The following is a 15,102-nucleotide window of genomic DNA, read 5'->3' on the forward strand; positions in this document are numbered from 1 at the left end:
AGCTCACGCCGGCGCCCGGAACCGCCGGATCGTTTCTTCGGCGTCGTCGATCGCTTCCGGCGTGCCGACGGTCAGCCAATGGCCGTCCATCATCATGCCATAAAGCCTGCCACGGGAAATCGCCTTGTCGAAATAGGTGTTGATGTTGAACGGATCGCGCGGCGCGTCGTCGAGGAATTCCGGCTTCATTGCGAAGGCGCCGGCATAAACGACCGGATTGGACGGATCATCGCGGAAGCGGGTCAGCTTGCCGTCCGCCGCCATGCTGAAATCGTTGACGCCATTATGGCCGGTCGTGTTCTCGATCTTCACGCAGAGCATGGCCATATCCATGCGCTCCGGATCGAAGAAGGCGCTCAATCGGTCGAGATTGCTCGGTTTGCCCGGTTCTTCGCCGATCCAGAACAGGTCGGCATTCATCTGGAATATCGTATCGCGTCCGAGCAGGGGCAGAGCCTTCACGATGCCGCCGCCATTGTTCATCAAGCCGTCGCGCTCGTCCGAGATCAGGATCTCCATCCCGTCATAGGACTTGAGATGCGCTTCCATCTGGTCGGCGAAATGGTGCACGTTGACCGCCGCCCGTTCGACACCCGCCTGTTTCAGCGAATCGAGGACGTAGTCGATCATCGGCTTGCCGGCGATCGTCACCAGCGGCTTTGGCATCGTATTGGTGACGGGGCGCATGCGGGTGCCGAGACCGGCCGCCAGCACTATCGCCTCTTTGATAGGGGCTTCTTTGATTGTCATCGGAACCGCTATTTAGGTTTCGGGCAGCTCTATTCCAGCCCGCCGGCACCAGTCGCGCAAGGGGGTGAGCGCCTGATGCTGAAGCGCCGTCGCCAGATAACGAAGCGTGCGGGGCATATGCTTCAGATAGCCCGGCTTGCCGTCTCGCTGCAAGAGCCGCACCCAAAGTCCGGCAAGCTTGCAGTTGCGCTGAGCCGCCATGATCGACCAGGCCTTCATGAAGGTGATCTCGTCGAAGGAGCCCAAGGGCGTGGCAAGCGAGCGGCGAAGCGCGAAATAGTCGATCATCATCTGGTCGGCCAAAGCCTTCGGCATGTCGACGCGGGCATCCTGTACCAGCGATGCGACATCATAGGCCGTCGGGCCGATCATCGAATCTTGGAAATCGATCAGGCCGACGCGCCGCACGCCGGATTCGTTCGGCCGCCAGATGATGTTCGGCGAATGAAAATCCCTGAGCAGCAGGTTCTTTTCGACATCCGCCAGCTCGCCGATCAATCCGTCCCAGATGGCAAGATATTCGGCGCGTTCTTCGTCCGTCGCCGGCGTGCCGCGTTTCCAGGGCACGTGCCAGTCGAGCAGAAGCCGGGCCTCCATCTTCATGGCGGTCGCGTCGAAAAAGGGAATGTGGTGGATATGGCCGTTGCCGACCGGCAGGTCCTGCCGCATCTCATGGCTGTGAAGGTAGGCGAGGCAGACGACCGCTTCGCGATAGCGCTCCGGGATCGGCCTGCCTTCTGCATCCAGCGGACCGTCATCGCCAAGGTCCTCGATCAGCAGAATGCCCTGCTCGTAGTCGGTATGCAGGATTTCCGGTGCCGCGAGCCCGAGTTCGCGCAGATATTCGTCGACCGCCACGAACGGGTAGGGGTCGAGCGCCAGATGTACGACCTTGGGATAGGGCTTGCCGTCCATCACGACAGGGCCTTCCGGCGGTCGCGGCCAGTCCATCAGGATCAGCGCTTCGCCTTCAGGGGTAATCACCGTCTCATAGGCTCGCGTCGACGCATCGCCGGTGAGGAAACGCCGGCGGGCGCCGTTATAACCATGATTGTCGAGGAATTCGCGGATCGCCAGCACACGGCGGATGCGCTCCATCTGCGCTTCCGGGGCCGTAATCGTCGCCTGCCGACCGCTGCCGTGATGTTCGAGTTTGAGTGTGATACGCACCTGCGGCAGCAGATCATCGGCCATTTCCGGCCATTCGACCAGACAGACGCCGTTGGCCAAGGCCTCGTCGAAGCCGAGTTCGTCGAGTTCGGAAGCATCGCCCAGCCGGTAGAGGTCGAAATGCGAAACCGAGATGCGCAGCTCATAGGCCTGCACCAGCGTAAAGGTCGGGCTCGGCACTTCGAGCGACGGATCGTCGGCCACTGCCCGCAGGAACGCTCGGGCCAGCGTCGATTTACCGGCGCCGAGATCGCCCGAAAGCGCCACCCAGTCCCCTTTGCCAAGCGCCAGCGCCAGATCTTCGCCGAGACGGATCGTCTCGGCTTCGTCTGCAAGCGTCAATGTCAGGGAGAGACCATCGCTCATTCTGCGGCGACGGAACGCGCCGCGTCGGCGCTCGGAATACGGCAGGTTACGGTCGTGCCTTCGCCGGGCTTGCTGTCGATCTTCACCTGGCCGTGGTGCAGGTTGACGAAGCTTTCGACGATCGACAGGCCGAGGCCCGCACCGCTGCGCTTGCCGCCCTTGGCATTGGCCGAGAAGCGATCAAACACGGTCTTCAGCATCTCTTCCGAAATGCCCGGACCCTGGTCGGTCACCGAGAAGAACACATCGTCCTTGGCACGCCAGCAATTGAGCGTGATCGCCGTGCCTTCCGGCGCGAAATTCGTGGCATTGGTCAGGAGCTTGATAAGAATCTGTTTCAGGCGCTGCTGGTCGGCAACGATCGAGCCCAAGCCCGCCGGTGCCGTGATCGACAGGGTCACGTTATTTTCGTGCAGCCGGTCGGCGATCTGCATCGCGACATCGTCGAGCAGGTCGTCGATCGCCATTTCCGAATAATGCAGCTCCATGATGCCGGCATCAACGGTCGCGAGATCGAGAATGTCGTTGACGATGGTCAGCAGCACCGATGACGAGGTGGAGATATGGTCGATATATTCCGCCTGCCGCTCGTTGAGCGTGCCGATGCCCGGCGTCTTCAGGAGGTCGGTGAAACCGATGATATTGGTCAGCGGCGAGCGAAGCTCGTAAGACACATGCTGGACGAAATCGTTCTTCAGCTCGTCTGCCTTCAGCAGCGCTTCGTTCTTTTCCTTGAGCGCACGTTCGGCCTGCGCGGTCGCCGTCATGTCGACGAAGGTCAGCATGGTCTGGGCGTTCGGCAGCGGCGTCGCGGCATAATCGAGGATGATGTTCGAATAGAGCTCGAACGTGCCCTGCAGCGATTGCCGCTCGTCGTCGAAATTCGTCAGGATCTGCCCGAATCGGCGCCAGCCATCTGGCTTGTCGTAGGAGGTCGCGCAGGCCGCTTCGATCGCCTTGATATGCGTGCCGGGCTTCGCCTCTTCGGCGGTGATGCCCCAAAGCGCCCGGAAAGCCGGGTTGGAAAGGCGAATACGGCCGTCCGGCCCGAACACCGCGACGCCTTCGGTCAGGTGGTCGATGGTTTCGCCCTGTACCTGAAGCAGCGTGTTGTAACGGGTCTCGAGATCCACCTGTTCCGTCAGGTTCTCGAACACCCAGGTTGCGCCGCCCTGCGGATGCGCGGTGGCGATGACGCGCAAGGTCTGGCCGTTCGGCAGGTGCCAGAGATCGGTCTGGGTATCCGGCGAGCGATAGACGGACAGCGCCGTCTCCTTCCAGCTGCGCCAGTTCAACTGTTCCGGCAGCTTGCCTTCGCTGCGCAGCCGGTCGAGCAGCTCGCTATTGTCGGGCTTGGAATCGAGGAAGGGCAGCGTCAACGCCCAGAGCTGCACGAAAGCCTGGTTATAGAATTGCAGGCGGCGGTCGCGGTCGAAGATCGCAACCGGAGTTGCGAGATGATCGAGCGTTTCCGCATGGCTTTTCAGCGTCCGCTTCAGCTCTTCCCGTACCGCTTCGGCTTCCGACACGTCGATCGCCAGACCCGCGGAACCGCCCGGCACGACAACATCGACCACGTCAAACATGGCGCGGTTGCCCCGGGCGACGGTCGAGATGCGGTCCTGGAACGGTGAGGTGGATGTCGCCGTCGCCTTGATCTTTTCGCGGGCAATAGTGCCGAGAAACTCGCGGCTCTCTTCGACCGCCTGGGCGGGCGTTGCGGCCTCGACGGCATCGCCATATGCGTGGTTGACCCAGCTCAGCTTGCCCTGCGCGTCACGGCGCCAGACGGGTTGTTCGATCGCATCGAGCAGCGAATGGAAGATGGCGATCGAACCGGTCAGCCGCTCGCGTTCGATCTTCAGTTCGGCAAGTTCCGCACGCAGATTGTTGAGCGCGATGAAGCGCACGAAGGCCTTGCCGCCGGAAACCCGGCCCTGCACTTCGAGGATTTCGTCGCGGCTGGTCTCGACGACCATGTCGAAAGAGCGCGCATCGCCGCGCAGCTGCTCGATCGCTTTTTCCAGATCGCTGGCGGAACTGGCGCGCAGCCAGCGGCCGAAGGCGAGAAATTCGCGATCCAGTTGCGGTGCACCGGTCTCCGGCGGCAGCTGGCCGAGGAATTCCGGCTTCGAGGCGCCGCTTTCCCAGACCACGATCCGGCGGTTCTTGTCGGCGATCAGCGCCTCGTATTTGGAAATGCGCTGTTGTGCATCGGAAAGCGCAGAACGCATTTCCTGGGTCTCGGCTTCCATATTGCCACGCTGGCGCACCAGCCAGACGGCTGAAAGCAGGGCAGCGCCAAGCGCGCCCAGAACCAGCGAGGAAACGACAACTTCGGTCGAGGAAAACAGGCGGATCGCCGCATTGTCCGACTGCTGCGCAAGAGCCGCCGTGGCGAGCCCCGAGAGAGCGGTGCCCGATAGGAACGCGCTGCCAAAAAGCGCCAGACGCCGCATCCTCCCGGCGACCGCACCGCGATCCGAAGCCTCGGAAACGGAGTGGGCGGCCGGGGCTTTTGCACCGTCGCGAGAAGGATCGGCCTGCTTTAACAGGCTCGTTTTTATAACCGACATACCCGGTCTGTCTCCGTCCAATTGCCGCTCATCGACAAGACATACCATTCCGTGCCTTGCCCGGAGCCGACGACAACAAGTGCCGGGTCCAAGTTTGGGAAGCCACGAATCAATCTCAAAACAATAGCTGCTGGCGGAATCGCCGGGAAGGGATGCGCCCAAAAAAGAAGCCGCCGCCTTTTGTCAAGGCGGCGGCTACCATATCTTGTGGATTAACCGGCTACGGATTAGTAGCGGTAGTGTTCAGCCTTGAACGGGCCCTGCTGCGATACGCCGATATAGGAAGCCTGCTCGTTAGACAGTTCCGTCAGCTTCACGCCGAGCTTGGCGAGGTGCAGGCGGGCGACCTTTTCGTCGAGGTGCTTCGGCAGGATGTAGACTTCGTTCTTGTACTCGCCCGGCTTGGTGAAGAGCTCGATCTGGGCCAGCGTCTGGTTGGTGAACGAGGCGGACATCACGAAGGACGGGTGGCCGGTGGCGTTGCCGAGGTTGAGCAGGCGGCCTTCCGAGAGAAGGATGATGCGGTTGCCCTTCGGGAATTCGATCAGGTCGACCTGCGGCTTGACGTTGGTCCACTTGAGGTTCTTGAGGGCGGCAACCTGGATCTCGTTGTCGAAGTGGCCGATATTGCCGACGATCGCCATGTCCTTCATCGCACGCATATGGTCGATGCGGATGACGTCCTTGTTGCCGGTCGTGGTGATGAAGATGTCGGCGCTATCGACGACGTCTTCCAGAACGACGACTTCGAAACCGTCCATGGCGGCCTGCAGGGCGCAGATCGGATCGACTTCCGTGACCTTGACGCGGGCGCCGGCGCCAGCGAGCGAAGCAGCCGAACCCTTGCCGACGTCGCCGTAACCGCAGACGACGGCAACCTTGCCGGCCATCATCACGTCGGTGCCGCGGCGGATGCCGTCGACCAGCGATTCCTTGCAGCCGTACTTGTTGTCGAACTTCGACTTGGTGACCGAGTCGTTGACGTTGATCGCCGGGAAGGGCAGCAGGCCCTTCTTGGAAAGTTCGTACAGGCGGTGAACGCCGGTCGTGGTTTCTTCGGTAACGCCCTTGATCGCGTCGCGCTGCTTGGTGAACCAGCCAGGCGAAGCGGCGAGGCGCTTCTTGATCTGCGCGACGAGGATTTCTTCTTCTTCCGAAGTCGGGTTCGAAAGAACGTCCTCGCCGGCTTCGGCGCGGGCGCCGAGCAGGATGTACATGGTGGCGTCGCCGCCGTCATCGAGGATCATGTTGGAGAAGCCGCCATCGGCCCACTGGAAGATCTTGTCGGTATATTCCCAGTATTCGGTCAGCGATTCGCCCTTGACGGCGAAGACCGGAATGCCGGCAGCAGCGATTGCGGCAGCAGCGTGGTCCTGGGTCGAGAAGATGTTGCAGGATGCCCAGCGGATGTCGGCGCCGAGTTCCTTCAGCGTTTCGATCAGCACGGCCGTCTGGATGGTCATGTGCAGCGAGCCGGTGATGCGCGCGCCTTTGAGCGGCTTCGACGCACCGAATTCTTCGCGGCAGGACATCAGGCCCGGCATTTCGGTCTCGGCGATATCGAGTTCCTTGCGGCCATAGGCGGCAAGGTTGATATCCGCGATAACGTAATCCTTCTCAGTGCTCATAAAGCTCTCCATGTTCGGTGGCGACCCGTGTCCGGTGGTTGAGCGATGGACATGGCTCGGGGCCGCCCGACCAGGCGGCAACTGCCGAGCGGTGTAGCAGGCTTACTGCAAACAGGCAATGGGGATATAAAGATGTCTTTATATGTTTATGTCGAAGAGGGTTAAGCTTCTTCGCCGAACTTGTTGGCGACGAGCGCCTCGAGCGCATCCAGCGCTTCGACGGCCTGGGCGCCGCTGGCGGCAACCTCGATCGTACAGCCGGTGCTGGCTGCCAGCATCATCAGACCCATGATCGACGTGCCGCCGACCGTCGAGCCTTCCCGGGAGACGGTGATCTGCGCGTCGAAAGTCTCGACCATCTGCACGAACTTTGCGGAGGCGCGCGCGTGCAGGCCACGCTTGTTGACGATCAGGAATTCGCGGGGGGAAGGTTCGGACATTCAGTCTTTTTTCTTATTCGTAGGGTCGTTTCTTATTTGCCGCTGAGAACGCGGCTCGCGACGTTGATATATTTGCGGCCGGCTTCGGAGGCCTCGGCCAGAGCCTTGTCCATGTTGTTGTCGCTGCGCACGCCGGCAAGCTTGATCAGCATCGGCAGGTTCATGCCGGCGATCACTTCGATACGGCCGCTGTCCATGACCGAGATCGAGAGATTGGAGGGCGTGCCGCCGAACATGTCGGTGAGGATGATGACGCCATGGCCATCCTCGGCGCGGGTCACGGCATCGACGATATCCTGGCGCCGCTGGTCCATGTCGTCTTCAGGGCCGATACAGACGGTCTCGATAAATTTCTGGGGTCCTACGACATGCTCCACCGCGTGTCGAAATTCCTCAGCCAGCTTGCCATGAGTGACAAGCACAAGTCCGATCATGAAAAATGCCCCCTGCTATGGAAACTATCGGTCATATCGCAACGCAATAAGCCGTCCAGCGGTGGGTTGCCATCTTCTCCAAGTCGAGATCAAGTGCAAGTCAAAAATCAGGCGGCCGGATGATCAAAACGGCATCTCGCCGTGAAAAGCGGGCACGAGAGCGCCGATAACAGCCAGCGGATCGGGCATTCCGCTCCAGATTCGGATCAAAGGTAGTTCGCCGAGGCCATTTATCGCGAAGCGTTCGTTTTCGGGAGGCAGGCGATCGTCTTCTGGCAGCGAGATCACTCTTATCGCAAGATCGAGGGCCGCTTCCGGAATACTTTCGATCCGCGCGATGCCGCTGCCGCGCAGCTCGATAAGCCCGGCGGTCGCCTCCGGTCGATGCGCGATGAGACGATCGTCCCGCCGGCTGATGAAGACCTGATCGTCACCCACCAGGGCCGCAGACGCGCCCCGCCGTTTCGCCGCCGCGAAGCAGGTGAAGGCGAGCATGGATTTACCGCTGCCGGAGGGGCCGGTGAAGATGAGGCCACGCCTGCCGATGACGATCGCCGTCGCGTGGATATTGATCCGGCCCGTCGTCATTGCGTGCCGCCGGCCGGCAGCGACAGGGTGAAGCGTGCGCCGGTCGTGGCGCCGGTCTTCGCATCATGCAGGTTGTCGGCTTTCAGCGAGCCGCCATGCGCCTCGGCGATCTGGCGGCTGATGGAAAGGCCGAGGCCGGAATTCTGGCCAAAACTCTCGCCTTCCGGACGGTCCGTATAAAAACGTTCGAAAATGCGGTCGATATCTTCCGCCTGGATGCCGGGACCGTTGTCGTCGATCGTCGCCACGACGCGATCCTTGATGCGCGACAGGCGGATCGAGATACGGCCACCCTTTTCCGGCACGAAGGACCGGGCGTTTTCGATCAGGTTGGTAACGATCTGGCCGAGGCGCAGGTCGTGGCCGTTGACCAGGAAGGCCGTCTTGTTGCCGGCCTTGCTGTCGGCGACCAGGTTGATCTCGACGGGCTTGCGGCCGGTGCGGATCTGCCGGGAAATATCGACGAGATTGCCGAACAGGTTTTCCATGTCGACGGGCGCCGAATCGGAACGCGCCAGTTCCGCATCGAGGCGGGAGGCGTCGGAAATATCGCTGATCAGACGGTCGAGACGGCGCACGTCGTGGAAGATGATTTCCGTCAGCCGCCGTTTGGAATCCTCCGACTTGGCGAGCGGCAGCGTTTCCACGGCACTTCGAAGCGAGGTCAGCGGGTTCTTCAGTTCATGGCTGACATCGGCGGCAAAACTTTCGATCGCGTCGATGCGGTCGTAAAGCGCATTGGTCATTTCGCGCAATGCGATCGAAAGGTTGCCGATCTCGTCCTGGCGATAGGCAAAATCGGGAATCTCTTCGCGCTGCTTGGCGCCGCGTCGAACACGGATGGCGGCCGCGGAAAGGCGCCGCAGCGGATTGGCAATCGTCGAAGAGAGAAGCAACGACAGCAGGATGTTGACCAGGGTCGCGACACCGAAGACGCGCATGATCGCCAGCCGCTCGGCATGGACAATCTTGTCGATATCGCCGGCCTGAGTGGAGAGCAGCAGCACGCCGAGCACGGCGCGGAAGCGCTGCACCGGCACCGCGACCGAAACGATCAGCTCGCCGCGTTCCGTCACGCGAACCAGCGCACCGCGCACACCGGTCAGCGCGTTCATGACTTCCGGATAGATCGAACCGTCGCCGCCCGGTGCTTCCTTGTAGACCGGCAGGTTGCCGGGCTGCAGCAGGCGGTTAAACAGGCCGGCAAACCATTCGCTCCAGGTCTGCTGTTCGGTCTCCACCGGCGGCAGGTCGTAGCGCAGCACCTGGCCGCGCGAATAGAGATGGCGGGAATCGAGCAGCAGGTTGGCATCGGCGTCGAAAATGCGGGCACGGGTACGGGTCGGCGAAATCAGCCGCCTCAGAACCGGCGCGACACGTTCCGGATCGATCGGGAAGTCGAGATCCTCATCATTCGGCACCGGCGTGATGCTCTGGCCGGCCTGCAGTTCGAGCAGCTTCTGCGGATCGATGGTGATCGAATTGGTATCCACCGAGGCGGAGGCCGAGATCGCACCGGCGATGATTTCGCCCTGGGTCAGCAGGCTTTCGACGCGGGCGTCGATCAGCCCTTCGCGGAACTGGTTGAGATAGAGAATGCCGGCGACCAGGACCACGGTCGCCGCGATGTTGAAGAACAGGATACGGCGCGTCAGGCTCGAAAAGACGGCGTGGCCGAAAACCCTTCGAATGAGCGTGAACGGGCGCGACCAGAACCGCCGCTGCGGGCGGCGGGTTTCGGCTCCGCGAATCTCGGTTTTGGTGTCACCGGTCATCTCGCTATCGAATGTCTGATCCGCCACAACAGTCCTTCCACCGGCCGATTTTATCGCCGGTCCGGGCGTGGCCTCAAGTTAAGCTTTCGCAACAATCGGCGGTCAGGCCGCCTCGCGGAAGCGATAACCGACGCCGTAAAGCGTCTCGATCATGTCGAAGTCGTTATCGACCATCTTGAACTTCTTGCGCAGCCGCTTGATGTGGCTGTCGATCGTCCGGTCATCGACATAGACCTGCTCGTCATAGGCCGCATCCATCAGCGCGTCACGGCTTTTGACGACGCCCGGACGCTGCGCCAGCGAATGCAGGATGAGGAACTCGGTGACAGTCAGTGTTACCGCTTCGCCCTTCCAGGTGCAGGTATGGCGTTCCTGGTCCATGGCAAGCTGGCCGCGTTCAAGCGTGCGTGCGGCGATCTGGTCGGCCGTAGGCTTTGCGCCACCCGTGCCGCCAGCGGCCTGGGCTTCCTTTGCACCCGCGCGGCGCAGGATCGCCTTGACACGCTCGACCAGCAGCCGCTGCGAAAACGGCTTGGTGATGAAGTCGTCGGCGCCCATCTTCAAGCCGAACAGCTCGTCGATTTCCTCGTCCTTAGAGGTGAGGAATATCACCGGCAGGTCGGATTTCTGACGCAGCCGCCGCAGCAGTTCCATACCGTCCATGCGCGGCATCTTGATATCGAAAATGGCAAGCTGCGGCGGGCGGGCGACAAGCCCGTCGAGCGCAGAGGCGCCATCCGTATAGGTCTCGACCTTGTATCCCTCAGCCTCCAGCGCAATCGACACCGAAGTCAGGATATTGCGGTCGTCATCTACGAGCGCGATTGTCTGCATTCTCTCCGTCTCCGTCACCATATAAGCGCTTCTCCTGGAATCACCCCTGCCCAAGGCGGCACCAGCCGACGCGCTTCTTGAGTATAAAGGTGGAACAAATTGTGGCAAAGATAAAGGGGTGGCTTACGGTCGTAGCCGAATGAGGGGACGCGCAGCCCGGATTAAAAGCGTTCGTAAACCGATTTAAAGAGGAATAAATTTTTTTAAATCGATTAAATAATTGATTTTGTTAAACAAATTTCCGAGCATCCCTTGCTCTTTCAGGAAACTGTCATTAATTTCGCGCCAGCTTTCCACGGCAGCAGCTAGTTTTTTTCCCGACAGCAGAAGGAGTGCGCGCATGGAAGAGTTTGGACTTCACAACCCGGCCAACGGGTTAGCGGCAATCGGTCTCGGCAATGTTTCGCGCGTTTTTTACAATTCTTCCGAGGTCGAACTCTACGAAGAAGCCATTCGCCGCGGTGAAGCCGACCTCACCATCGACGGTGCTCTGCGCGCCATAACCGGACAGCACACCGGCCGTTCGCCCAAGGACAAGTTCATGGTTCGGGATGCCGAAACCGAGAACCGCATCTGGTGGGGACCGGAGAACAAGCCGATGTCGCCGGAGCACTTTGCTGTGCTCAAGGCCGACATGCTGGCGCACGCTGCGGGCAAGGAACTGTTCGTTCAGGACCTGATCGGCGGTGCCGATGACGAATACGCTCTGCCGACCCGCGTCGTCAGCGAATTCGCCTGGCATTCGCTGTTCATTCGCAACCTTCTGATCCGTCCGAAGCGCGAAACGCTGTCGGGTTTCGTGCAGAAGCTGACGATCATCAACCTGCCGAGCTTCAAGGCCGATCCGGCCCGCCACGGCTGCCGCACCGACACCGTCATCGCCTGCGATTTCACCAATGGCCTGATCCTGGTCGGCGGCACGTCCTATGCCGGCGAAAACAAGAAGTCGGTCTTTTCGGTCCTCAACTACTTCCTGCCGGAAAAGGGCGTCATGCCGATGCACTGCTCGGCAAATGTCGGCCCGGACAACGACACGACCCTGTTCTTCGGCCTCTCCGGCACCGGCAAGACCACGCTGTCTGCCGACCCGAATCGCACGCTGATCGGTGACGATGAGCACGGCTGGGGTGAAAACGGCGTCTTCAACTTCGAAGGCGGCTGCTACGCCAAGGCGATCAACCTCTCGGCCGAAGCCGAGCCGGAAATCTATGCCGCGACCCGCCGTTTCGGCACGGTCATCGAAAACGTCGTTCTCGACGAAAACCGCGTTCCGGATTTCAACGACGACTCGCTGACGGAAAACACCCGCAGCGCCTATCCGCTGGATTTCATCCCGAACGCCTCGCGCACCGGTCTCGCGCCGCAGCCGAAGACGATCATCCTGCTTGCTGCCGACGCTTTCGGCGTCATGCCGCCGATCGCCAAGCTGACGCCGGAACAGGCCATGTACCACTTCCTGTCCGGCTACACCGCCAAGGTGGCCGGCACGGAAAAGGGCGTGACCGAGCCGGAAGCGACCTTCTCGACCTGCTTCGGCAGCCCGTTCATGCCACGTCATCCGGCTGAATACGGCAACCTGTTGAAGGAACTGATCGCCAAGCACGGTGTCGATTGCTGGCTGCTCAACACCGGTTGGACCGGTGGTCAGTACGGCGTCGGGCACCGCATGCCGATCAAGGTCACCCGCGCTCTTCTGAGCGCCGCCCTTGACGGCAGCCTGAAGAATGCCGAATTCCGCACCGACGCAAACTTCGGCTTCGCAGTTCCGGTCGCGGTCGACGGCATCGACAGCAAGATCCTCGACCCGCGCTCGACCTGGGCCGATGGCGCTGCTTTTGACGGCTACGCCAAGAAACTGGTCTCGATGTTCATCCAGAACTTCGAGCAGTACGAAGATCACGTCGATAGCAATGTTCGCGGCGCCGCTCCGGGCATCCTGGCCGCTGCCGAATAAGCTTCGATCCGATAAGGATTCACGTGAAACCGCCGGCCTTTGTGCCGGCGGTTTTCTTTTTGCGGTCTTTGTGGGAAACATGCGGCCACAACAGGCATTCGGAAACCCATGGCCAGCAATCCGCTCGAAATCAACAGCCGCATCACCATCGCCGGATGGGAGCTGACCGAACAGTTCGTGCTGGCCGGCGGGCCGGGCGGGCAGAACGTCAACAAGGTCTCGACCGCCGTCCAGCTCTTCTACGACCTCGTCAATTCGCCGTCGCTGCCGGTGCGCGTCAAGGAAAACGCCATCAAGCTTGCCGGAAAACGGGTGTCGAAGGATGGCGTGCTGATGATAGAGGCCAATAAATTCCGCAGCCAGGAGCGCAATCGCGAGGATGCACGCGAACGGTTGAAGGAACTGATTCTCAAAGCCGCGGAACCACCGCCGCCGCCGCGCAGAAAAACCAAGCCGACCAAGGGGTCCGTCGAACGCCGGCTGAAGGCGAAGTCCGGCCGGTCGGACGTGAAGAAGATGCGCGGCAAGCCGAGCGGGGACTGATCTTGGGAGAACGGGTTTGGCAACGCTGCTGAACGGAATCAAACACCTGCCCGATTATCTGGACCGCGCCACCCAGGAGCGGCTGGTCGGATCGATCCGCGGCATCGTGGCGGAAGCCCCGCTTTACACGCCCGAAATGCCCGGCACCGGCAAGCCGATGTCCGTCCGGATGACCAATTGCGGGCCGTTGGGCTGGGTAACGGACAAGCAGCAGGGATATCGCTACCAGCCCTTCCATCCGGCCACCAAAAAGCCTTGGCCCGCCATTCCGGACGAACTTCTGGCGCTCTGGGAAAAACTCTCCGACTACCCGAAACCGCCGGAAGCCTGTCTCGTCAATTTCTATTCCGACGATGCCAAGATGGGCCTGCATCAGGACAAGGACGAGACGGAGTTTTCTGCACCGGTCATCTCCATCTCGCTGGGCAATAGCTGCCTCTTTCGCGTCGGCGGCTTGAACCGCAAGGACCCGACCGGCTCGTTCAGGTTGTCGAGCGGCGATATCGTTCTGATCGGCGGGGAGGGGCGGCTTGCGTTCCACGGGGTCGACCGGATATATCCCGGTACGTCAACCCTGCTCAAGAACGGCGGTCGTATCAACCTGACGCTCCGCCGGGTCAATAGCTGACGATTCATGGTTAATAGCCGGCGATGCATCGCCGCCTATCGTGTCCCAGTCCCGCACAGTTTTCTCAATCAGATTAGAGCTTTCGCAGCGAAACCGTCTCGATGAAATGGTTGCGGCCCTTGCGCAGGATGAGATCGGCGCGGGGGCGGGTCGGCAGGATGTTCTGGCGCAGGTTCTTCAGGTTGATGTTTTCCCAGAGCCCTTCGGCGACGGCGCGGGCCGCATCCGCGTCGATCGCCGCATATTTCTTGAAGAACGAGGTCGGATCGCGGAAGGCGGTTTCACGCAGCTTCATGAAGCGCTGCACATACCACTGGTGAATCTGCTCCTCTTCGGCGTCGATATAGATCGAGAAGTCGAAGAAGTCGGAAACGATCGGCACGATCTTGCCGTCGGCCGGCAGCGCCCGCGATTGCAGCACGTTGATACCTTCGAAGATCAGGATATCCGGCCGGTCCACCAGCGTATATTCGTCCGGCAGCACGTCATAGGTCAGGTGCGAATAACGCGGTGCGCGAACGTTCGGCTCGCCGGCCTTGATCGCCGAGAGAAAGCGCAGGATCGTTCCAACATCGTAGCTTTCCGGAAAGCCTTTGCGCTCCATCAGGTTTTCGCGGTTCAACACCGCGTTCGGATAGAGAAAACCGTCGGTGGTGATCAGGTCCACCTTCGGGCTCGCCGGCCAGCGCGCCAGAAGCTCCTTCAGGATACGCGCGGTGGTCGACTTGCCGACCGCCACCGAACCGGCAATGCCGATGATGAAGGGCGTCTTGTTGTCCGACAGGCTGAGGAACTGATTGCGCTGTTGGAAGAGGCGCTGCGAGGCTTCCACATGGGTGGAAAGCAGGCGCGACAGCGAAAGATAGATTCGCCGCACCTCATCGAGATTGATCGGGTCGTCCAGCGAGCGCAGCCGTTGCACCTCGTCGGCAGTCAGCGTCAGCGGCGTATCGGCCCGGAATTTCGCCCATTCTTCCGCCGTGAAGGAATGATAGGGCGAGTAATATTCCGAGGTGGCGCCGGTTTCGCTCGGATCGGCAGGCTGCGATGCGATGTTCATGGCTGGAAACTCGTGATCGGATTCGTCACTTGGGCCGGCTCGCCTTTTCCTGCAGGCCGGATTGGCCGGTCCTGCGCTGCAATTCGTCGAGCACATCCTGTAACGGCAGCGCCGCAATATTCAAGACGACTAAAAGATGATAGAGCAGGTCCGCGCTCTCGGAAGTCAGGTTTTGCCGATCCTGCTTGATGGCTGCGATCACGGTTTCCACCGCCTCTTCACCCAGCTTCTTGGCGGCCTTTTCCTGGCCGGCGGCGACCAGCTTGGCCGTCCAGGATTCGTCCGGCGATGCCTTGGCGCGGGCAGCGACGATCTCTTCGAGATCTTGCAGGGAAAACTCACTCAAAACCGCCTCC

At 61.0% G+C, this 15,102-nt stretch carries 15 protein-coding genes; 3 read left to right on the top strand and 12 right to left on the bottom strand.

The window, feature by feature from the left end; all coding sequences use genetic code 11:
* Positions 1-3: 3 nt before the first annotated feature.
* The 10 genes from KX729_RS24265 to KX729_RS24310 form a co-directional block, all read right to left on the bottom strand.
* On the bottom strand, positions 4-750 hold the full coding sequence (locus KX729_RS24265; RefSeq protein ID WP_219745058.1) for a nucleotidyltransferase family protein: 747 nt from the start codon (positions 748-750) through the stop codon (positions 4-6).
* A gap of 12 nt (positions 751-762) precedes the next feature.
* Positions 763-2,286: a tRNA (adenosine(37)-N6)-threonylcarbamoyltransferase complex ATPase subunit type 1 TsaE gene (tsaE, locus tag KX729_RS24270; protein WP_219745059.1), complete on the bottom strand. Its 1,524-nt coding sequence runs from the start codon at positions 2,284-2,286 to the stop codon at positions 763-765.
* Positions 2,283-4,862 (bottom strand): sensor histidine kinase, encoded by a 2,580-nt coding sequence (locus KX729_RS24275; RefSeq protein WP_219745060.1) that lies wholly within the window; start codon positions 4,860-4,862, stop codon positions 2,283-2,285. The genes tsaE and KX729_RS24275 overlap by 4 nt, the downstream gene beginning before the upstream one ends.
* Positions 4,863-5,089: 227 nt before the next feature.
* Positions 5,090-6,502, bottom strand: coding sequence for an adenosylhomocysteinase (gene ahcY, locus KX729_RS24280; RefSeq protein WP_376776055.1), 1,413 nt, complete (start codon positions 6,500-6,502; stop codon positions 5,090-5,092).
* 149 nt (positions 6,503-6,651) lie between these two features.
* The gene (locus KX729_RS24285) at positions 6,652-6,930 is read right to left on the bottom strand and encodes an HPr family phosphocarrier protein (protein ID WP_219745062.1); all 279 of its coding nucleotides are present in this window, start codon (positions 6,928-6,930) and stop codon (positions 6,652-6,654) included.
* A 32-nt stretch (positions 6,931-6,962) separates the two neighbouring features.
* Positions 6,963-7,364, bottom strand: coding sequence for a PTS sugar transporter subunit IIA (locus KX729_RS24290; RefSeq protein ID WP_219745063.1), 402 nt, complete (start codon positions 7,362-7,364; stop codon positions 6,963-6,965).
* A gap of 123 nt (positions 7,365-7,487) precedes the next feature.
* A complete protein-coding gene (locus KX729_RS24295) occupies positions 7,488-7,952 on the bottom strand; it encodes an HPr kinase/phosphorylase (RefSeq protein WP_219745064.1) in 465 nt (154 codons plus the stop codon).
* Entirely contained in the window at positions 7,949-9,727 is a 1,779-nt protein-coding gene (locus tag KX729_RS24300; RefSeq protein WP_219745104.1) for a sensor histidine kinase, read from the bottom strand. The genes KX729_RS24295 and KX729_RS24300 overlap by 4 nt, the downstream gene beginning before the upstream one ends.
* 102 nt (positions 9,728-9,829) lie before the next feature.
* Positions 9,830-10,561: a response regulator transcription factor gene (locus tag KX729_RS24305; RefSeq protein WP_219745065.1), complete on the bottom strand. Its 732-nt coding sequence runs from the start codon at positions 10,559-10,561 to the stop codon at positions 9,830-9,832.
* A 183-nt stretch (positions 10,562-10,744) separates the two neighbouring features.
* A complete protein-coding gene (locus tag KX729_RS24310; RefSeq protein ID WP_219745066.1) occupies positions 10,745-10,903 on the bottom strand; it encodes a hypothetical protein in 159 nt (52 codons plus the stop codon).
* On the opposite strand from KX729_RS24310, the gene KX729_RS24315 reads away from it, so the two are divergent.
* From KX729_RS24315 to KX729_RS24325, 3 genes are all read left to right on the top strand, one after another.
* Positions 10,902-12,515 (top strand): phosphoenolpyruvate carboxykinase, encoded by a 1,614-nt coding sequence (locus KX729_RS24315; protein WP_219745067.1) that lies wholly within the window; start codon positions 10,902-10,904, stop codon positions 12,513-12,515. The genes KX729_RS24310 and KX729_RS24315 overlap by 2 nt on opposite strands.
* 108 nt (positions 12,516-12,623) lie before the next feature.
* Entirely contained in the window at positions 12,624-13,058 is a 435-nt protein-coding gene (arfB, locus tag KX729_RS24320; RefSeq protein ID WP_219745068.1) for an alternative ribosome rescue aminoacyl-tRNA hydrolase ArfB, read from the top strand.
* Positions 13,059-13,074: 16 nt separating this feature from the next.
* A complete protein-coding gene (locus KX729_RS24325; RefSeq protein WP_219745069.1) occupies positions 13,075-13,686 on the top strand; it encodes an alpha-ketoglutarate-dependent dioxygenase AlkB in 612 nt (203 codons plus the stop codon).
* A 73-nt stretch (positions 13,687-13,759) separates the two neighbouring features.
* On the opposite strand, the gene coaA is transcribed toward KX729_RS24325, so the two are convergent.
* Both coaA and KX729_RS24335 read right to left on the bottom strand, forming a co-directional pair.
* Complete coding sequence (gene coaA, locus KX729_RS24330; protein ID WP_219745070.1) at positions 13,760-14,746, bottom strand: type I pantothenate kinase; 987 nt, start codon at positions 14,744-14,746, stop codon at positions 13,760-13,762.
* Positions 14,747-14,771: 25 nt separating this feature from the next.
* Complete coding sequence (locus KX729_RS24335; RefSeq protein WP_219745071.1) at positions 14,772-15,092, bottom strand: phosphoribosyl-ATP diphosphatase; 321 nt, start codon at positions 15,090-15,092, stop codon at positions 14,772-14,774.
* Positions 15,093-15,102: the final 10 nt, after the last annotated feature.

The sequence above is a fragment of the Neorhizobium populisoli genome (genome assembly GCF_019430945.1).
GTDB classification, from domain to species: Bacteria; Pseudomonadota; Alphaproteobacteria; order Rhizobiales; family Rhizobiaceae; genus Neorhizobium; species Neorhizobium populisoli.

Excerpts from the sequence above, each read along its gene's own strand:
- KX729_RS24265 (WP_219745058.1), bottom strand. The coding sequence starts at position 750 with ATGACAATCAAAGAAGCCCCTATCAAAGAGGCGATAGTGCTGGCGGCC.
- tsaE (WP_219745059.1), bottom strand. The coding sequence starts at position 2,286 with ATGAGCGATGGTCTCTCCCTGACATTGACGCTTGCAGACGAAGCCGAG.
- KX729_RS24275 (WP_219745060.1), bottom strand. The coding sequence starts at position 4,862 with ATGTCGGTTATAAAAACGAGCCTGTTAAAGCAGGCCGATCCTTCTCGC.
- ahcY (WP_376776055.1), bottom strand. The coding sequence starts at position 6,502 with ATGGAGAGCTTTATGAGCACTGAGAAGGATTACGTTATCGCGGATATC.
- KX729_RS24285 (WP_219745062.1), bottom strand. The coding sequence starts at position 6,930 with ATGTCCGAACCTTCCCCCCGCGAATTCCTGATCGTCAACAAGCGTGGC.
- KX729_RS24290 (WP_219745063.1), bottom strand. The coding sequence starts at position 7,364 with ATGATCGGACTTGTGCTTGTCACTCATGGCAAGCTGGCTGAGGAATTT.
- KX729_RS24295 (WP_219745064.1), bottom strand. The coding sequence starts at position 7,952 with ATGACGACGGGCCGGATCAATATCCACGCGACGGCGATCGTCATCGGC.
- KX729_RS24300 (WP_219745104.1), bottom strand. The coding sequence starts at position 9,727 with ATGACCGGTGACACCAAAACCGAGATTCGCGGAGCCGAAACCCGCCGC.
- KX729_RS24305 (WP_219745065.1), bottom strand. The coding sequence starts at position 10,561 with ATGCAGACAATCGCGCTCGTAGATGACGACCGCAATATCCTGACTTCG.
- KX729_RS24315 (WP_219745067.1), top strand. The coding sequence starts at position 10,902 with ATGGAAGAGTTTGGACTTCACAACCCGGCCAACGGGTTAGCGGCAATC.
- KX729_RS24310 (WP_219745066.1), bottom strand. The coding sequence starts at position 10,903 with ATGCGCGCACTCCTTCTGCTGTCGGGAAAAAAACTAGCTGCTGCCGTG.
- arfB (WP_219745068.1), top strand. The coding sequence starts at position 12,624 with ATGGCCAGCAATCCGCTCGAAATCAACAGCCGCATCACCATCGCCGGA.
- coaA (WP_219745070.1), bottom strand. The coding sequence starts at position 14,746 with ATGAACATCGCATCGCAGCCTGCCGATCCGAGCGAAACCGGCGCCACC.